Consider the following 13925-nt stretch of genomic DNA (forward strand, 5'->3'; position numbering starts at 1 on the left):
GAACAGCGATCGGGGCCAGCGGTCCTTCGGGCCGGTCAGACTCCCGCTGGCTGCGGGCCGCCGTGACCGTTGTCTACTGGACCGCCGCGCCCCGACCCCGGGGCCACCCTCCCCCAACTACCGCTGGAGGTGCCCCCACCGGCGAAACCTTCCGTCGCCCCCGAGGCGCGGGCGCGGGTGAAGACGGATCCGTCCGGCACGGGCGTCCTGTGGTGGACCCGGCCGAACCTATCGAGGTCCGGGCGCCCGTACCGAACCGAGGCACATCGGATCACCCCTGTGGGCGTACGAATACCTCCCGCCCGCCGACCACGGTCGCCAGGCACACCGGCAGGTCTGCGCCGGGGGTCAGATCGGGCAGTCCGGGGGTGCCGGAACGGGGGTCCGTGGACCAGCGGGCGACCCGGTCGTCGGGGGCCTGGACGACCAGTTCGGCGGTCTGCCAGACGGCGTAGTCGGCCGGAGCCCCGGGGACCAGCACGCCCGCGTCGTCACGGCCGAGGGCCCGCCAGCCGCCCCGGGTGTGGGCGGTGAAGGCGGCCCGGACGGAGATGCGGTGCTCGGGGGTCCGGTGGAAGGCGGCCGCGCGGACGGTGCCCCACGGGTCGAGCGGGGTGACGGGCGCGTCCGAGCCGAAGGCCAGCGGGACACCGGCCTTGAGCATGGCCGCGTACGGATTCAGGGTGCGGGCGCGCTCGGCGCCGAGCCGGTCGGCGTACATGCCGTCCTCGCCGCCCCAGGCGGCGTCGAAGGCGGGCTGCACGGACGCCGTCAGGCCCAGCTCCGCGAAGGCGGCGATGGTGGCGGGGGTCATCATCTCGGCGTGCTCGACCCGGTGCCGGGCGGCGCGGACCCGCGCCAGGCCGACCTTCTCGGCGGCCGCGCGGACACCCTCCACGACGGCGGTGAGCGCCGCGTCGCCGATGGCGTGGAACCCGGCCTGGAGCCCCGCCTCGGTGCAGGCCGCCACGTGCTCCGCGACCGCGCGCGCGTCCAGGTAGCCGGTCCCGGTGTGCGCGGCGTCGGCGTACGGAGCGTGCAGGCAGGCCGTGTGCGAGCCGAGGGCGCCGTCGACGAACAGGTCACCGGCGGCCCCGACGGCCCCCAGGGCCTTGGCCTGGTCGAGGTCCCGGTCGGCCCAGTACCCGAAGACCCGCGGCCCGGGCCGCTCTCCCGCCAGTGCCAGCAGGTCGCGGAAGTCCTCGGCGGAGGAGATGTCGGGCCCGCCGCACTCGTGCACCGAGCCGATACCGAGCGAGGCGGCCCGGTCCAGGGCGGCCCGCTGTGCCTCGGCGCGCTGGGCGGGGGTGACGGCGGCCAGGGCGGCGGCGCGCACGGCGTGGTGGGCGTCGCGGGTCAGCGGCTCGTCGCCGTCCGGGCTCACGCCGGGGACGAGGTCCAGCAGCGCGGTGGTGACGACGGCCGAGTGCACGTCGATGCGGCTGAGGTAGAGCGGACGGCCGCCGGCGGCTTCGTCGAGCTCGGCGCGGCGCGGGGCCCTGCGCTCGGGCCAGCGGGCGGCGTCCCAGCCGTGCCCGAGGAGCACCCGGTCGGCCGGGCGGCTCGCGGCGTACGCGCGTACGAGGTCCAGCGCGGCGGGCAGGGAACGCGCTCCGGAGAGGTCCAGCCCGGTGAGGGCGAGGCCGGCCGAGGTGGTGTGGACGTGCGCGTCGGTGAAGGCGGGCGTGACGAGCGCCCCGCCGAGGTCGACGACCTCGTCGACGCCCTGCGCGAAGGCGTCGGCCGCGCCTTCGGAGCCGACCCAGGCGACGTGGCCGCGCTCGACCACCATCGCGGTGGCGAACGGGTCCGCGGGGCTGTGTACCTCGCCTCCGCGCAGGAGGACGGTCCTTGTCGGTGCTCCGGCGGCGTCGGCGGAGTCGGCGGTGCGGTCAGTCATGGGGACCAGTCTCGCGCGTCCCCCGGCTCCGCCCGACCGCCGGGTCCCCCCGACGCGGCTAGACGCGGGGCGGGCGGGCCTCGTAGGGCGTGGACAGGACCACCGTGGTGCGCGTCGAGACGTGCGCGAGGGCGCGCAGGCGGCCCAGCAGGTCTTCCAGCTCCAGGGGCGTCGCGACGCGGACCTTGAGGATGTAGTTCTCGTCGCCCGCGACGCTGTGGCAGGCCTCGATCTCGGGCACGCCGGCCAGCCGGTCGGCGATGTCGTCCGGGGCACTCGGGTCGAACGGCTTGACCGAGATGAAGGCCGTCAGCGGCAGCCCGACGGCTTCCGGGTCGACCACGGCCGCGTAGCCGCGGATCACCCCGCGCTGTTCCAGCCGGCGTACTCGCTGATGGACCGCCGACGTCGACAGTCCCGTGGCCTTGCCCAGATCCGTGTAGCTCATCCGCCCGTCCCGCACGAGCAGATCCACGATCTGGCGGTCCAGCTCCTCCATTGCGCTCATAGCCGCTCAACTTAAGCCCAACGGCAGCCCAGGCACAGTGCTGTCCGCCCACTGGAGGCATCTGCGCCAGGCATGTGACCAAGGCCACAAGGGTATGCAGGCGTACGCGGGACTGTTGTGGTTACTCGTGCCGCGCGACGGGAAGTGCTTGCTTTGGCCGAGGCCGAAGAACCAGCCCGCCCGGCCCACCCAAGGGGGAGTACATCCATGCTGAACACCACGCGCGCCGGTCGCACCGAACCGGAGCCCCTCGAACCCGCCGATTCCGAGGACGGTGAGTATCTCGAATACCTCGACGACAGCGAGGGCTTCGAGATCCACCACGCCGTCTGCCCCGACTGCGGCCAGTCGATCGCTCTCGTCGCCGACGAGGAGTACCTGCCGCAGCACGCGCTCTGCCTGACCCCGTGGAACCCCTTCAGTCTCACGGTGTGCGCGGGCACCGGGCGCCCCGTCTGCGACGCGCTGCCCACCGTCGGCATGATCCAGCCGGTGGGGGCGCAGGAGCTGGAGCCCGTGGTGCTCCTGAGCCTGCCGCAGGGGCTCGACTGGCGGACGCAGCCCTTCTCGCACGCCGGCGGTCCGGGCTCGCGTCCGGTCCGCATCGTGAGCCCCGTGCTGCCGCAGACGCGACAGCAGCACGTGCAGGCGGCCTGACCCGGCCTTCCGCCGGGCCTACTCCCAGTACGTTCCCTGCACCATGGCGGCCAGGCTGGCGTGGTGCAGGATCAGGCTGTCCGGATCCGCCGGGATCTCGACCTCTCCGAAGTACGCCTGCCGGTAGGCGATGCGCAGCATCACGATCCCGTGCCGCAGGGCCGCGTACAGGGTGTGGAACTCCATGTCCCGCGGGGTGTGGCCGGTGAGTTCGGCGTACCGCCGCTCCAGGTCCTCACGGCGCAGGAAGTCCGGCAGGCCGGGCTGGCCGAAGCCGACGGTGAGGTCCTGGAAGAACCGGTGGAGGTAGACGGTCCAGCCGAGGTCCACCTCGCGCGGGGCGTACGCCGCCATCTCCCAGTCCAGGACGGCGGCCGGCGTGAAGCCGTCGTAGATGACGTTGCCGATGCGGGCGTCGCCCCAGTTCAGGACGGCCGGGCCCTCGTCCCGCGGCCACAGCTCCTCCAGGCGGGCGAACGCCCGCTCGATGAGCGGGGACGGGGCGAGCCCGCCCACCACCCAGGCGTAGTAGGCGCGTTGGGCGTCGACGTGGCGGCGCAGCGGGCTCCCCTCGCCCTTCGGGAGCAGGAACTCCGCTTCCGCGCGCGGGAACTGGTCGTGCAGGCGGGCCAGCAGGGAGATGCTCGCCTCCTGGAGCTCGGCGCGCTCGGCATCGGTCGCGGCGTGCAGCCAGTTGCCCTCGTAGGTGTAGGGCATGACGTCCGGCGGGACCCGTCCCTCGGCCCGGGCCATCACGAAGAACGGCGCCCCGAGCGGCCCGGGGTCCTCCTCCAGCCACTGCACGCGCGGGACGGGCAGGTCCGTGTGCTCGGCGACCAGGCCCATCACACGGTGCTGGCGCGGCATGTCGTACGTCGGGAAGACGCTGTAGGCGGCCGGGTCGGCGGCGAGGCGTAGCGCGCAGGCGCGGAGCGGGGCATCGGGGTGCTCTATGTCGAAGAGCAGCGTCTCGCTGGACATGCCGTTGGAGCCGGGAACGGAGACGTTGGTGACCTCCACGCCGGGGAGTCTGGTGTCCAGCCAGGCGGCGAGACGCCGGCCGAGCTCTTCGGGCTCCCGGGTGGAGGTGCGCGGACGTGGAGCGGTGGCCATGGATACCCCTTTCCTACTGGGCGACGGAGGAGTAGTCGGTGAAGCCGCTCGGGTCGTGCCGGCCGAAGCTTCCGTGCTCGAAGATGCCGTGGCCGGTCCGCCCGTCGAGGGTGAAGCGGGCCGAGTGGTCGGTGACCCCGAAGGCGGCCATGGGGTGGGCGGTGGGGTCGGAGAGGTCGTAGACGCGGCGGTCGGTCCAGCCGCGGCCCTGCCAGGTGCCGTGCTGCCAGTCGGCGGCGGGCGGGTAGCCGGCGCCGACGGCGAGCGGGGAGGAGTTCAGGATCTCCACGCCGAGTTCGAGGGGCTTGCGGGCCGGGTCGGTGAGGTGGACGACGGCGCTCTCGGGGTGCCGGCTCCCGGGCCGGTAGCGGATCTCGGTGTGCGGCCAGCCGAGCTGGACGTCGTGGCGGCCGCTGCCCTCGGGGAAGACCTGGACCGCCTCGCTCAGGGTGCGGTGGCCGTCGGCGTCCTCCTGGGCGATGACCATCAGGAAGCGGTCCTCGAAGCGGACGGGGATCCAGAGCCAGTGGAAGCCCTCGGGCCGGTACTCCTCGGCGGCCCGGCCCCCGTCCTCACCGGGGATCGGCCGCACGCCCCAACTGCGGTCGCGGGTACCGGTCCACTCCCCCGGCGTGAGGATGAACTCCTCGCCCTTGGCCCGGATGACACCGCTCACGCTGCCGGCCTGGACGAACCGGCGGCCCTCCAGCATGAGGCGGTCGCCGCGCCGCTGGATGTGGTGCGGCTCCCAGACGGCGGGAAACTCGGCGGTCCACGTGACGTCGTACGAGAGCCCGTCCGGGTCGTCGGGGTCGGCGGCGCAGCGCAGCGTGAGCTGCTTGAGCGGGGCGTCGACGGTGATGCCCAGAGGGCCGACGGAGAGGTTCATCCGGTCGTCGGTGATGGCGTCGGAGGCACGGACGGCGAGGAGTTCGTCGCCGACGCGGAGGGTGGCGTAGGCGTCGATGACCCCGGCATTGGGGTAGACCCCGAGGCCGAGGATCAGGACGGCGCGGCCGGAGTGGTCGAAGACGTGGAAGATGCAGCGGTCGTAGGCGTTGCGGTCACCACTGACGAGGTGCTTCATCGACAGGGGCGCCTGGTGGATGGGGTACTCGTCGAGGCCGATGGGCCGGTCGGCGGGCATGGCGGACCTCCGGGACGGGGCGTGCGGGACAGATTTGACGGTACGTCAGAAACCGGTCTCGGGGCCAGAGGTCTGGCACGAACTGACAGGGTGGCAAGGGGTGTCGGAGGGCGGGGGCTTCGGGGGGGGCGCGACGCCCGCTGGTCGGCATCAAGGACGCGGGGCGGGATCACGGCGGGCTGTTGCCCCTGGACCGGATCAGAGAAGGACTGGAGGCTTCCCGTCCGTCCCCGATCCCGCCCAAGGGGCAGCAGCCCGCCCGAAGCCACCGACCACATCCCTGACGCCACCCAGGGACAGCAGCCCGCCACGCCCCCGCCACGCGTCCCTGATCCCGCCCAGCGGACATCCCGCCCCCGAAGCCCCCGCCCCACGTCCCCGATCCCGACCCAGCGGACGCCCAGCAGGCCCCCCGCAGGCGCCCGCCTCCCCACCCCGGGGACCCCCTCGAACGGATCCCCGGGGCGGGGAGGCGATTACTCGTGGGCCGCGTGCCGCGTTGGCCCGGCATGACCACGGTTGAGACTTCCACTCCACGGACGGGACGCCGTCGGCGGCCGACGCTGCCCGGTTACGAAGAATCGGTTCAGCAGGGATCCCGGCAGCGGCATCCCGATGCGCCCATCTACAGCGCGCTGATCGCCCGCTGGGCCGAGGACGGCCGGACCGTGCCGGGGCGGCGGGACCCGGAGTGGTCCCGGATCAGCACCTCCCCGATCTGGCCCAGCGGCCCGTTGTTCGGGAGCTGACCCACGGCGCGAGCCGCGCCGCCGCCCGTCCAGGTGCACGGCGGAAACCGGCCCTGCACCCGCAGGCTCCGGCAGCTAGCGCGTTTCCGGACCGGCCAGGTGACGGGCGATGACCATGCGCTGGATCTGGTTGGTGCCCTCGACGATCTGCAGGACCTTCGCCTCCCGCATCAGCCGCTCCACCGGGAAGTCCGCGGTGTAGCCGTAGCCGCCCAGGACCTGGACCGCGTCCGTGGTGACCGCCATCGCCGCGTCGGTGCAGAACAGCTTGGCCATGGCGGCCTGCCGGGAGAACGGCTTGCCCGCGTCGCGCAGCCGCGCCGCCGCGAGGTACAGCGCCCGGCCCGCCTCGATCTTGGTGGCCATGTCGGCCAGCATGAAGCGCAGCCCCTGGAAGTCCGCGATCGGGTGCCCGAACTGCTTGCGGTCCAGCGCGTACACCAGGGCCTCGTCCAGCGCCGCCTGGGCGACGCCGATGGCGCAGGCTGCGATGCCCAGGCGCCCCGCGTCGAGTGCGGCCAGGGCGATGGTGAAGCCCTGCCCCTCCTCGCCGATGCGGCGCGAGTCCGGAACCCGTACGCCGTCGAAGTGGAGCTGCGCCGTGGGCGAGCCCTTCATGCCCATCTTCTTCTCGGGCACGGCCGCGGTCAGGCCGTCCGCGTCGCCGGGGACCAGGAAGGCCGTGATGCCCTTGGGGCCCTCGGCGCCGGTGCGGGCGAGGACGGTGTAGAAGTCGGCGACGCCGCCGTGGGTGATCCACGCCTTGGTGCCGCTGATGATCCAGTCGTCGGCGTCGCGCACCGCCTTGGTGGTGAGCGAGGCGGCGTCGGAACCCGCGGCCGGCTCGGAGAGGGCGTAAGCGCCCAGCAGGCCGCCGCCGAGCATCGCCGGCAGGTGGGCACCCTGCTGCTCCTTGGTGCCGTAGCCGGCCAGGCCGTGGCAGGCCAGGGAGTGCACGCTGACCCCGAGCCCGACGGTCAGGCGGGCCGCGGCCAGCTCCTCCAGGACCTGGAGGTAGACCTCGTAGGGCTGCTCGCCGCCGCCGTATTCACCGGGGTACGGGAGGCCGAGCAGCCCGGCCTCCGACAGCAGCGTGAAGATCTCGCGGGGGAACCGCCCGGAGTCCTCCTCCTCGGCGGCCACGGGACGGATCTCCCGCTGGGCGATCTCGCGTACGAGGGCGAGGAGGTCCCGGGACTCCTCGGTGGGCAGCTGACGGTCCACCGGCTGCGGGGCGCGGTCTGTCATGGCGGCGCTCTCCTCCCTGGTCGGGCACGGCGGCGGCGCGTGAGGTGTGGGACGCGACGCCGGGTCTCGGTGCTCTCACAGCCGATGCTGCCCTCCGGATCACGGAAGGGCCTGTTCAGCGGCTGCGGCGGCTTGAGTATGCCCGATCAGGGGCTTCCCGTCACCGGGGCAAGATCACCAAGCTGTTCGGACGGCCCTTCGGGGGCGGGAGGTGCCGGGCACTCCGGGACGAACTCCTCGATCACGGTCAGCGTCGCGCGCAGCTGGCGTACGAGCAGGGCGCCCAGTTCGGCGCGGCCCGGCTGGCCGGCCGCGTCCGCGACGAGGCCGCCGATCCACTCCAGGGTGATCCCCTCGACCGAGGAAAGCCAGCCCAGGAGGGCGAGCCGGGCGATCTGCGGGAGCGTGCGACGCCCGTACGCGCCTTCGGCGATGGTGGCGACCAGCTCCTCGCGGACGGCGTCGCGGATGGCCAGCACCTCGGCGTCGGAGCCGACGCCGCCGGTGGCGATGGTGCGGTAGGCGGCGTGGTGGTGCTCGGCGTAGGAGAGGTAGCCGTCGACGGTCCGCCGGACCCGTTCGGCGCCCGGGAGCTCGGTGTCCCCGCCGGCCCGGGCGACGAGCTCGGCGACCGAGTCCTCGACGATGGCGAGGTAGTAGCCGCGCTTGCTCTTGAAGTAGTAGTAGACGAGCCCCTTGGCGACGCCCGCCTGCTTGGCGATGTCGTCCATGGACAGCGCGTCGTACGAGGTGTGGGCGAACAACTTGCGTCCGGTCGCCATGAGTTCGGCCCGGCGGACCTGCGAACGCCCGGTCGCACCACGCTGTTGACTATTGTTCAAATTCAGCCCTAGCCTCGAACCGCCACAAGATGCCTGAAGTATGGCAGTACTTCCCCTACTCACCGGACTGACCGCGGGCGGTCCGGCGGAGATCCCGGACCGGCGCAGGCGGGGCGGGACCCGCCCGGCGCCGGTCCGGGCGGGGTCAGCCGGCGGTGACGCGGATCTTGGACTGGCCGTGTCCGAGCCGCTCCCAGTCGTCCATGAAGCGGGCGGTGAGGCCGTGCTTCGCGGCGAGGTCCACCAGGGTCCGGGTGCGGTAGTAGAAGTCCTCGCGCAGGACCTGGTGCTCGGTGCCCTCGGTGCGGTCGAAGGTGAAGTCGAACCAGCCGCCCGGGGCCAGTACGCGCTCCACGTGGGCGAGGCACTCGTCGATGATCTCGATCGGCGAGTGGGAGAAGACGCTGTGGGCGTGCACGATGTCGAAGTGGCGCTCGGGCAGGAAGTCCAGGGTGAGGTCCCGGGTGATGGTCAGGTGCGGCAGCTTGTCCTGGAGGCCCTGTCTGGTCAGGGTCTCCTTGGCGGAGATGAGGATGTCGGGCGAGATGTCGATGCCGTAGTAGTGGCCGGTGTCGAGGTGTTCGATGAAGCGCCAGCCGGCGCGCAGGTTTCCGCAGCCGATGTCGAGCATGCGGTGGGCGGGCGTGAGGCCGTGCTCCACCAGGTAGTCGAACTGCATCCGGCCCAGGGCCAGCCAGCGTTCGTGGGTCTGGCTGCCGACGGCGGCCTCGGGGTTGCGGCCGGTGTCGGAGGCCATGACGGCCCGGTAGTAGCCCACGTGGTCGGGGTGCTTGTGGCGCAGCCAGGCGTCGCGGGCGGCGCGGCGTACGTACGGGGCGATGCGGGTCGGGTTGCTCAGCGCGTAGCGGACCTTGTGGGTGACGCTGGCGCGGTCGGCGTGAAGGTTCTTCTTCGTGGCCATGAGGGTTCCCCTGTGGGTGTCGGGCGGGAAGGGGCCGGGCGGTCAGACTCAGGCGGGCGCGGTGACGGCCGCGGTGGTGGCGGTGACGGTCGCGGCGGCGCGCGCCGTCGCGGTGGGGCGGCGCAGGACGTACAGGACCAGGGCCACCAGTGCGGCGGCGGCGCCCAGGTAGAGCGCGGTCTCGATCCACTGGAAGGTCCAGAAGTCGCTGCTGGGATAGACCTTGTGGTAGCGGGCGACGAAGTCGTTCTCCGCCATGCACTGCCGGAGCTCCTCGCCGGAGGTCTGGCAGACGGGGGTGTTGATGTCGTGCTCCCGCCCGTCGGGGGTGAGGTAGCCGAATTCCCCGGTGGACCAGGCGCTGCCGACCATCTTCTTGGGCGTCATGCCCGGGGTGATCCGCGTCTCGGGGTCGATCCAGCTGGCCCGCAGGAGCCTGGTGAGCACGGTCGCCGTACCGATGGCGGCGACGGTCACCGCCATGGCGGGCAGGGTGCGGCGGACCAGCAGGCCGACGGCCGTGCCGACGGCGAGGCCGAACAGGGCCAAGGCCACGGAGGCGGGTCCGGTCGCGTTGTAGATGTAGGCGTCGTACCAGTAGAGGCCGTCCAGGGTGTTGGAGACGGGCGACCACCACCAGGCGACGAGCGCGGCGATCTGGAGGGAGGCGATCACGGCGAAGACCGCGGCGAGGCCGAAGCGGGCGGCGAACCAGCGGCGGCCGCTGACGCCCTGGGTGAGCGCGAGCTTGAAGGTGCCGGTCTCCATCTCGCGGCCCAGCAGCGGGGCGCCCCAGAACGCGCCGATGAGGGTGGGGAGGGCGAGTCCGAGGGTGCCGAGGGCTCTGATCGAGTCGGTGCTGCCGTTCAGGACCACGAAGGTGCCCAGGCTTTCGCAGCCCCCGTTCCAGCCCTTGCAGGGGACGAAGCCGTAGTCGTCGATCTGGGTCATCATCTCGGAGCGCTGGTACGCGGCCCAGGCCGTGACGGCCAGGAGGAACACGGTGGCGACGCCGATCATCAGTCGCTGCTGGCGCCAGGCCAGCCACAGGACGCCCTTCACGCGGCCGCCTCCGTACGGTCGGTGCGCGGGGCGCCCGGGGCGCGCAGGTGGGCGAGCAACAGGTCCTCCAGGGACGGGGTTTCGCTGATCCAGCGCTCTTCGCCGCCCGGGCCGGAGCCGCGAACGGGGCCGCGTACGAGGGCGGTGATCTGACGGCCGGCGGTGACGGCGTGGACGACGGCGTCCCGGTCGAACTCGCGGGGCAGGCCGTCGGTTTCGATCGGGTCCGCGCGGCCGGTGAGCCGGGTGTGCGCGGCGCAGAGCTCCTGGGCGTCGCCTGCGAGGCGTACGGCGCCGTCCTTGAGGAGCAGGACGTGATCGCAGACGTCCTCCAGCTCGGACAGGACGTGCGAGGACATGACGATGGTGACGCCGCGGTCGGCGGCCTCGGCCATGAGCAGGGCCGTGACGTCGTGCCGGGCCACCGGGTCGAGGTCGGCGAGCGGCTCGTCCAGGAGCAGGAGGCGGGCGCGTTTGCCGAGGGTGAGCGCCAGGGCGACGCGGGTGCGGTTCCCGCCGGAGAGGGAGCCGACGCGGCTGGTGAGGGCGATGCCTCCGGCCCGTACGAGGCGTTCGGCGGCGGCCTGGTCCCAGCGGCGGTTCAGTTCGCGGCCCAGGCGCAGGGTGTCCTCGACGGTGAACCGCGGGTGGAGCGGCTTCTCCTGGGCGAGGAAGGCCGTGCGTTCGCGGGCCTCGCGGGATCCCGGGGTGTGGCCGAAGACGCTTATGTGCCCGGTGGTGGGGCGCTGCAGGCCGGCCGCGAGCTGGAGCAGGGTGCTCTTGCCGGCGCCGTTGGGGCCGACGAGTGCGGTGACGCGCCCGGCGGGCAGGACGAGATCGCAGTCCCTCAGGGCGCTGCGGCCGCGGAACTCCCTTCCCAGCCGCGTCGCCTTGAGTGCCGTAGCGACGGTCGGGTCGCTCACGTGGTGTCCTCTCTGCCGGGGGATCCGGAGTGCGGTCCGGGTCCCGGTCCGGATGCGGGCGCGGGTCCCGGTCCGGGTTCGGGTGCGGTGAAGCTTTCTTCCACGGCGGCGGCGATCAGGGCCGTGATGTCCTCGCGGTCCAGGCCGGCCTCGCGTGCCCGGGCCATCCAGGCCGCCAGGTCGAGACGCAGCGGCGAGTCGGCGGCCGCCTCGGGGCGGGACAGGGAGCGGCGTACGAAGGTGCCCGCGCCGGGACGCGGCTCGACGAGCCCTTCGCGCTCCAGCTCCCGGTACGCCTTGAGCACGGTGTTCGGGTTGATCGCGGTGGCCTCGACCACCTCCCGGGCCGTGGGCAGCCGGTCGCCGGGCTCCAGTACGCCGAGCCGAAGGGCCTGTTTGACCTGGGTGACGAGCTGCAAATAGGTGGCGACACCGCTGCGCCGGTCGACGCGGAACTCCATGTCCTCCACCTCATTCCACTAACTGGTTAGTGGAATAGTGCAGAGGTGATCCACTTCCGTCAAACCGGCGCGCCCGGAGCGTCGGCGCGGGAACGTGAGAACGCCCGCCACGAGGAACGTGACGGGCGCGCGAGGGGGGTGGGGCGGGAGAGCGGTTACAGCAAGCCGAGCTGGGTGACGAACATGGCGACCACGACCACGAGCGTCCAGCCGAGCACGTGCTCCAGCCAGGAGGAATCGTCCTTGGGCCCGCCGGTGCGGACGAGGTTTCGGACACGGGCGGCGGGGGCGGCGGTGTTGGCGGTCATGGTGTCCAATGTGCCAGCGTTCGCGGCTTTCGCGGTAGAGACGATGGTCACTCATGGCGCGGGTCACGCCACCGGGCCCCGGCCGCCCCGGCGTGTGCGGTGCGGCTGGGGCCCGGCGGGCGTACCCTTCCGGCGTCCCGGTCAGATGCGTGACTCGCGACTGGCCATGCCCGCCATCGCGAGGCCGAGGCACAGGGCCACGGCGCCGGTGATCACGTTGTTGACCACCGTACGGGTCGTGTCCATCTCACCGGCGATGGCCCACGGGGCGACGATCGTCCACGCACCGAGGGCGACCGCCGTCCACGCCATCGCGTGGGTGCGCTCGTATGCAGAACCCAGACCGCCCATGCACAGGCAGTACGCCAGGCCCGTGATCAGGTTGTTGATGGCAAGCGGGAGGAGGAGGATGCCGAACCCCGCGATCCACGGCGAGGCGGCCAGGTACAGACCCGTGATCAGGGCCAATGCCTCCACGGCCTGCGCTGCGGGAGTGCTGGTCACCCGCTCGAAGCGCGTGCGCATCTCTGCGAGGTCGGGGTGGTGCTCGATGCTCGAATGGGTGGTCATGGTTGGCCGCCTCTCCTTGAGAAGCCTTTATCTCCCATTTACCCCATTATGTTCCGCCCATTCGGGCCGTCAGGTCAAAGGTGAATTTCAGAGCACTCCCACCGCCCGCAGCGCCGCGGCCTGAGCCGGGCCCGGCGCGGCCGGGGCGTAGAGGTAGCAGACGCCTCCGGTGCCCGACACGACCTTGCCGGCCGCGTTGTGACGCTTGGTGCGGAGCCAGATGTTCTCCCACTCGCGGCGCCGGTAGACGCGGCGCACGGAGGCGTCGTCGGGCGAGTTGGGGTCGTTGGCGACGATGTCACCGGCGGCCGTGAACCCGATGACGGTCATCAGGTGGCCCGCGGTGCCGTATCCGGCGCCGGTCAGTTCCTCGGGGCGGAAGGACTGCGAGGTGATGGCGGGGATGCCGGCCCTGACCAGGGTCTCCAGTTCGGCGAGGGAGGTGAGGCGGGTGACGACCCCGGCGAGCCCGGGGTAGGTGGCCGCGTAGGCGGCGTTGAAGGGCCAGTTGCCGCAGCCCTTGTAGGCGGCGTCGTAGGTGGACCGCGCGGCGTGGCACACCTGCGGGTCGGAGTACTTCGGGTCGACCCAGCCCAGCGAGGTGGCGGCGGCCCTGCGGCCCCAGAACTCGATGATCATCTGGGAGGAGGTGGGGCTGCACCAGGCCTCGCCCCCGTTGTCGTATTCCGGGTAGCGCCCGGCGTGGATCTCCTGCGAGTAGCGCGGGACCTTCAGCTCGTGGGCCTGGCCGGAGGGCGGCGAGGCCGGCACCGTGAACCGGTCCGGAACGTCGGAGAGCATGGCGCCGGCCAGCCGGACGGTGGGCCCGCGGTCGGCGCCGGGCCTGCGGTACAGCGTCAGGCGCAGCTGCCAGTCGGTGACGCGCAGGCCCTCCGCCGGGGCGTCGACGGCCAGGGTGTCGGTCCAGACGGTGGACCTGCCGTCGGTCTGGCCGTCCACGGAGGTGCGGCGGATGTCGCCGTCCCCGGAGGCCCAGCGGCCCATGACGTACCAGGGGGTGGCGGTGCCGTCGTTGTAGGTGCCGCGCAGTTCGGTCTGGATCCAGGTGCCGGCGGGGGTGCGGGCGTTCCAGGAGGCGACGGCCTCGGTGGCGGGCACGGCGGAGCGGTGCACCGGGGAGGTCCAGGTGGCGTACTCCCAGGTGCTCTTCTTCCCGGTGTGCGGATCGGCGTACTCGGTGCGGCCCGCAGCGGTCTCGATCCGCAGGCCGGCCCGGGCGCCGCCGACGGCGGCGGTGCCCTGGTGGACTCCGGCCTTCCAGTGGTCGTACGAGAACCAGAACCGGTTGTCGACGGTGCGGCCCCCACCCCGCGGGACCGCGGGGGCGGCGGCCGCGGCGCTGCCGCCGGAGACGGTGGCGGCGGTGGCCGCGGTGGCGACCGCGAGTGCGGCGACGAGTACGGCCCTGCGCGGTGTGGGTGCGGTCATCGCGAGGTTCCCCCAGGGTGGGTCGGTGCTTCGATGGGCTCACCCTTCCAGTTCCCGGCGGCCCGG

The 13925-nt window shown here is 72.7% G+C and carries 15 protein-coding genes; 1 reads left to right on the plus strand and 14 read right to left on the minus strand.

The features are described from left to right. Positions 1 to 271 precede the first annotated feature (271 nt). Positions 272 to 1900 carry an amidohydrolase gene (locus tag OG429_RS08065; RefSeq protein WP_328924608.1) on the minus strand — a complete coding sequence of 543 codons (1629 nt, stop codon included), beginning with the start codon at positions 1898 to 1900 and terminating at the stop codon, positions 272 to 274. A 58-nt stretch (positions 1901 to 1958) separates the two neighbouring features. After that, the gene (locus OG429_RS08070; RefSeq protein ID WP_030011705.1) at positions 1959 to 2399 is read right to left on the minus strand and encodes an Lrp/AsnC family transcriptional regulator; all 441 of its coding nucleotides are present in this window, start codon (positions 2397 to 2399) and stop codon (positions 1959 to 1961) included. 216 nt (positions 2400 to 2615) lie between these two features. Between OG429_RS08070 and OG429_RS08075 the strand changes: the two genes are divergently transcribed. Then, entirely contained in the window at positions 2616 to 3065 is a 450-nt protein-coding gene (locus OG429_RS08075) for a hypothetical protein (RefSeq protein WP_328924609.1), read from the plus strand. Between the two features lie 18 nt (positions 3066 to 3083). Here the strand turns inward: OG429_RS08075 and OG429_RS08080 are convergent, their stop codons facing one another. The 12 genes from OG429_RS08080 to OG429_RS08135 form a co-directional block, all read right to left on the minus strand. Beyond that, positions 3084 to 4178: a phosphotransferase family protein gene (locus OG429_RS08080; RefSeq protein ID WP_328924610.1), complete on the minus strand. Its 1095-nt coding sequence runs from the start codon at positions 4176 to 4178 to the stop codon at positions 3084 to 3086. Positions 4179 to 4191: 13 nt separating this feature from the next. Continuing rightward, positions 4192 to 5325 carry a hypothetical protein gene (locus tag OG429_RS08085; RefSeq protein WP_328924611.1) on the minus strand — a complete coding sequence of 378 codons (1134 nt, stop codon included), beginning with the start codon at positions 5323 to 5325 and terminating at the stop codon, positions 4192 to 4194. A 625-nt stretch (positions 5326 to 5950) separates the two neighbouring features. Beyond that, positions 5951 to 6079: a hypothetical protein gene (locus tag OG429_RS08090; protein WP_328924612.1), complete on the minus strand. Its 129-nt coding sequence runs from the start codon at positions 6077 to 6079 to the stop codon at positions 5951 to 5953. Positions 6080 to 6149: 70 nt separating this feature from the next. Then, on the minus strand, positions 6150 to 7322 hold the full coding sequence (locus OG429_RS08095; protein ID WP_328924613.1) for an acyl-CoA dehydrogenase family protein: 1173 nt from the start codon (positions 7320 to 7322) through the stop codon (positions 6150 to 6152). Positions 7323 to 7468: 146 nt separating this feature from the next. Then, entirely contained in the window at positions 7469 to 8104 is a 636-nt protein-coding gene (locus tag OG429_RS08100; protein WP_328924614.1) for a TetR/AcrR family transcriptional regulator, read from the minus strand. A gap of 205 nt (positions 8105 to 8309) precedes the next feature. Beyond that, positions 8310 to 9086 carry a class I SAM-dependent methyltransferase gene (locus OG429_RS08105; protein ID WP_328924615.1) on the minus strand — a complete coding sequence of 259 codons (777 nt, stop codon included), beginning with the start codon at positions 9084 to 9086 and terminating at the stop codon, positions 8310 to 8312. 48 nt (positions 9087 to 9134) lie between these two features. Further along, a complete protein-coding gene (locus OG429_RS08110; protein ID WP_328924616.1) occupies positions 9135 to 10148 on the minus strand; it encodes a transporter in 1014 nt (337 codons plus the stop codon). Beyond that, a complete protein-coding gene (locus OG429_RS08115; protein WP_328924617.1) occupies positions 10145 to 11071 on the minus strand; it encodes an ABC transporter ATP-binding protein in 927 nt (308 codons plus the stop codon). The genes OG429_RS08110 and OG429_RS08115 overlap by 4 nt, the downstream gene beginning before the upstream one ends. After that, positions 11068 to 11532: a GntR family transcriptional regulator gene (locus OG429_RS08120; protein ID WP_328924618.1), complete on the minus strand. Its 465-nt coding sequence runs from the start codon at positions 11530 to 11532 to the stop codon at positions 11068 to 11070. The genes OG429_RS08115 and OG429_RS08120 overlap by 4 nt, the downstream gene beginning before the upstream one ends. Positions 11533 to 11687: 155 nt before the next feature. Further along, the gene (locus OG429_RS08125) at positions 11688 to 11840 is read right to left on the minus strand and encodes an SCO1431 family membrane protein (protein ID WP_328924619.1); all 153 of its coding nucleotides are present in this window, start codon (positions 11838 to 11840) and stop codon (positions 11688 to 11690) included. 141 nt (positions 11841 to 11981) lie between these two features. Beyond that, on the minus strand, positions 11982 to 12410 hold the full coding sequence (locus tag OG429_RS08130) for an SPW repeat protein (protein WP_328924620.1): 429 nt from the start codon (positions 12408 to 12410) through the stop codon (positions 11982 to 11984). Between the two features lie 87 nt (positions 12411 to 12497). Further along, on the minus strand, positions 12498 to 13859 hold the full coding sequence (locus OG429_RS08135; RefSeq protein ID WP_328924621.1) for a peptidase C39 family protein: 1362 nt from the start codon (positions 13857 to 13859) through the stop codon (positions 12498 to 12500). Positions 13860 to 13925 lie beyond the last annotated feature (66 nt).

The organism is Streptomyces sp. NBC_00190 (assembly GCF_036203305.1).
GTDB lineage: Bacteria > Actinomycetota > Actinomycetes > Streptomycetales > Streptomycetaceae > Streptomyces.

Excerpts from the sequence above, each read along its gene's own strand:
- OG429_RS08130 (WP_328924620.1), bottom strand. The coding sequence starts at position 12,410 with ATGACCACCCATTCGAGCATCGAGCACCACCCCGACCTCGCAGAGATG.
- OG429_RS08100 (WP_328924614.1), bottom strand. The coding sequence starts at position 8,104 with ATGGCGACCGGACGCAAGTTGTTCGCCCACACCTCGTACGACGCGCTG.
- OG429_RS08075 (WP_328924609.1), top strand. The coding sequence starts at position 2,616 with ATGCTGAACACCACGCGCGCCGGTCGCACCGAACCGGAGCCCCTCGAA.
- OG429_RS08080 (WP_328924610.1), bottom strand. The coding sequence starts at position 4,178 with ATGGCCACCGCTCCACGTCCGCGCACCTCCACCCGGGAGCCCGAAGAG.
- OG429_RS08070 (WP_030011705.1), bottom strand. The coding sequence starts at position 2,399 with ATGGAGGAGCTGGACCGCCAGATCGTGGATCTGCTCGTGCGGGACGGG.
- OG429_RS08120 (WP_328924618.1), bottom strand. The coding sequence starts at position 11,532 with ATGGAGTTCCGCGTCGACCGGCGCAGCGGTGTCGCCACCTATTTGCAG.
- OG429_RS08095 (WP_328924613.1), bottom strand. The coding sequence starts at position 7,322 with ATGACAGACCGCGCCCCGCAGCCGGTGGACCGTCAGCTGCCCACCGAG.
- OG429_RS08065 (WP_328924608.1), bottom strand. The coding sequence starts at position 1,900 with ATGACTGACCGCACCGCCGACTCCGCCGACGCCGCCGGAGCACCGACA.
- OG429_RS08105 (WP_328924615.1), bottom strand. The coding sequence starts at position 9,086 with ATGGCCACGAAGAAGAACCTTCACGCCGACCGCGCCAGCGTCACCCAC.
- OG429_RS08125 (WP_328924619.1), bottom strand. The coding sequence starts at position 11,840 with ATGACCGCCAACACCGCCGCCCCCGCCGCCCGTGTCCGAAACCTCGTC.
- OG429_RS08085 (WP_328924611.1), bottom strand. The coding sequence starts at position 5,325 with ATGCCCGCCGACCGGCCCATCGGCCTCGACGAGTACCCCATCCACCAG.
- OG429_RS08135 (WP_328924621.1), bottom strand. The coding sequence starts at position 13,859 with ATGACCGCACCCACACCGCGCAGGGCCGTACTCGTCGCCGCACTCGCG.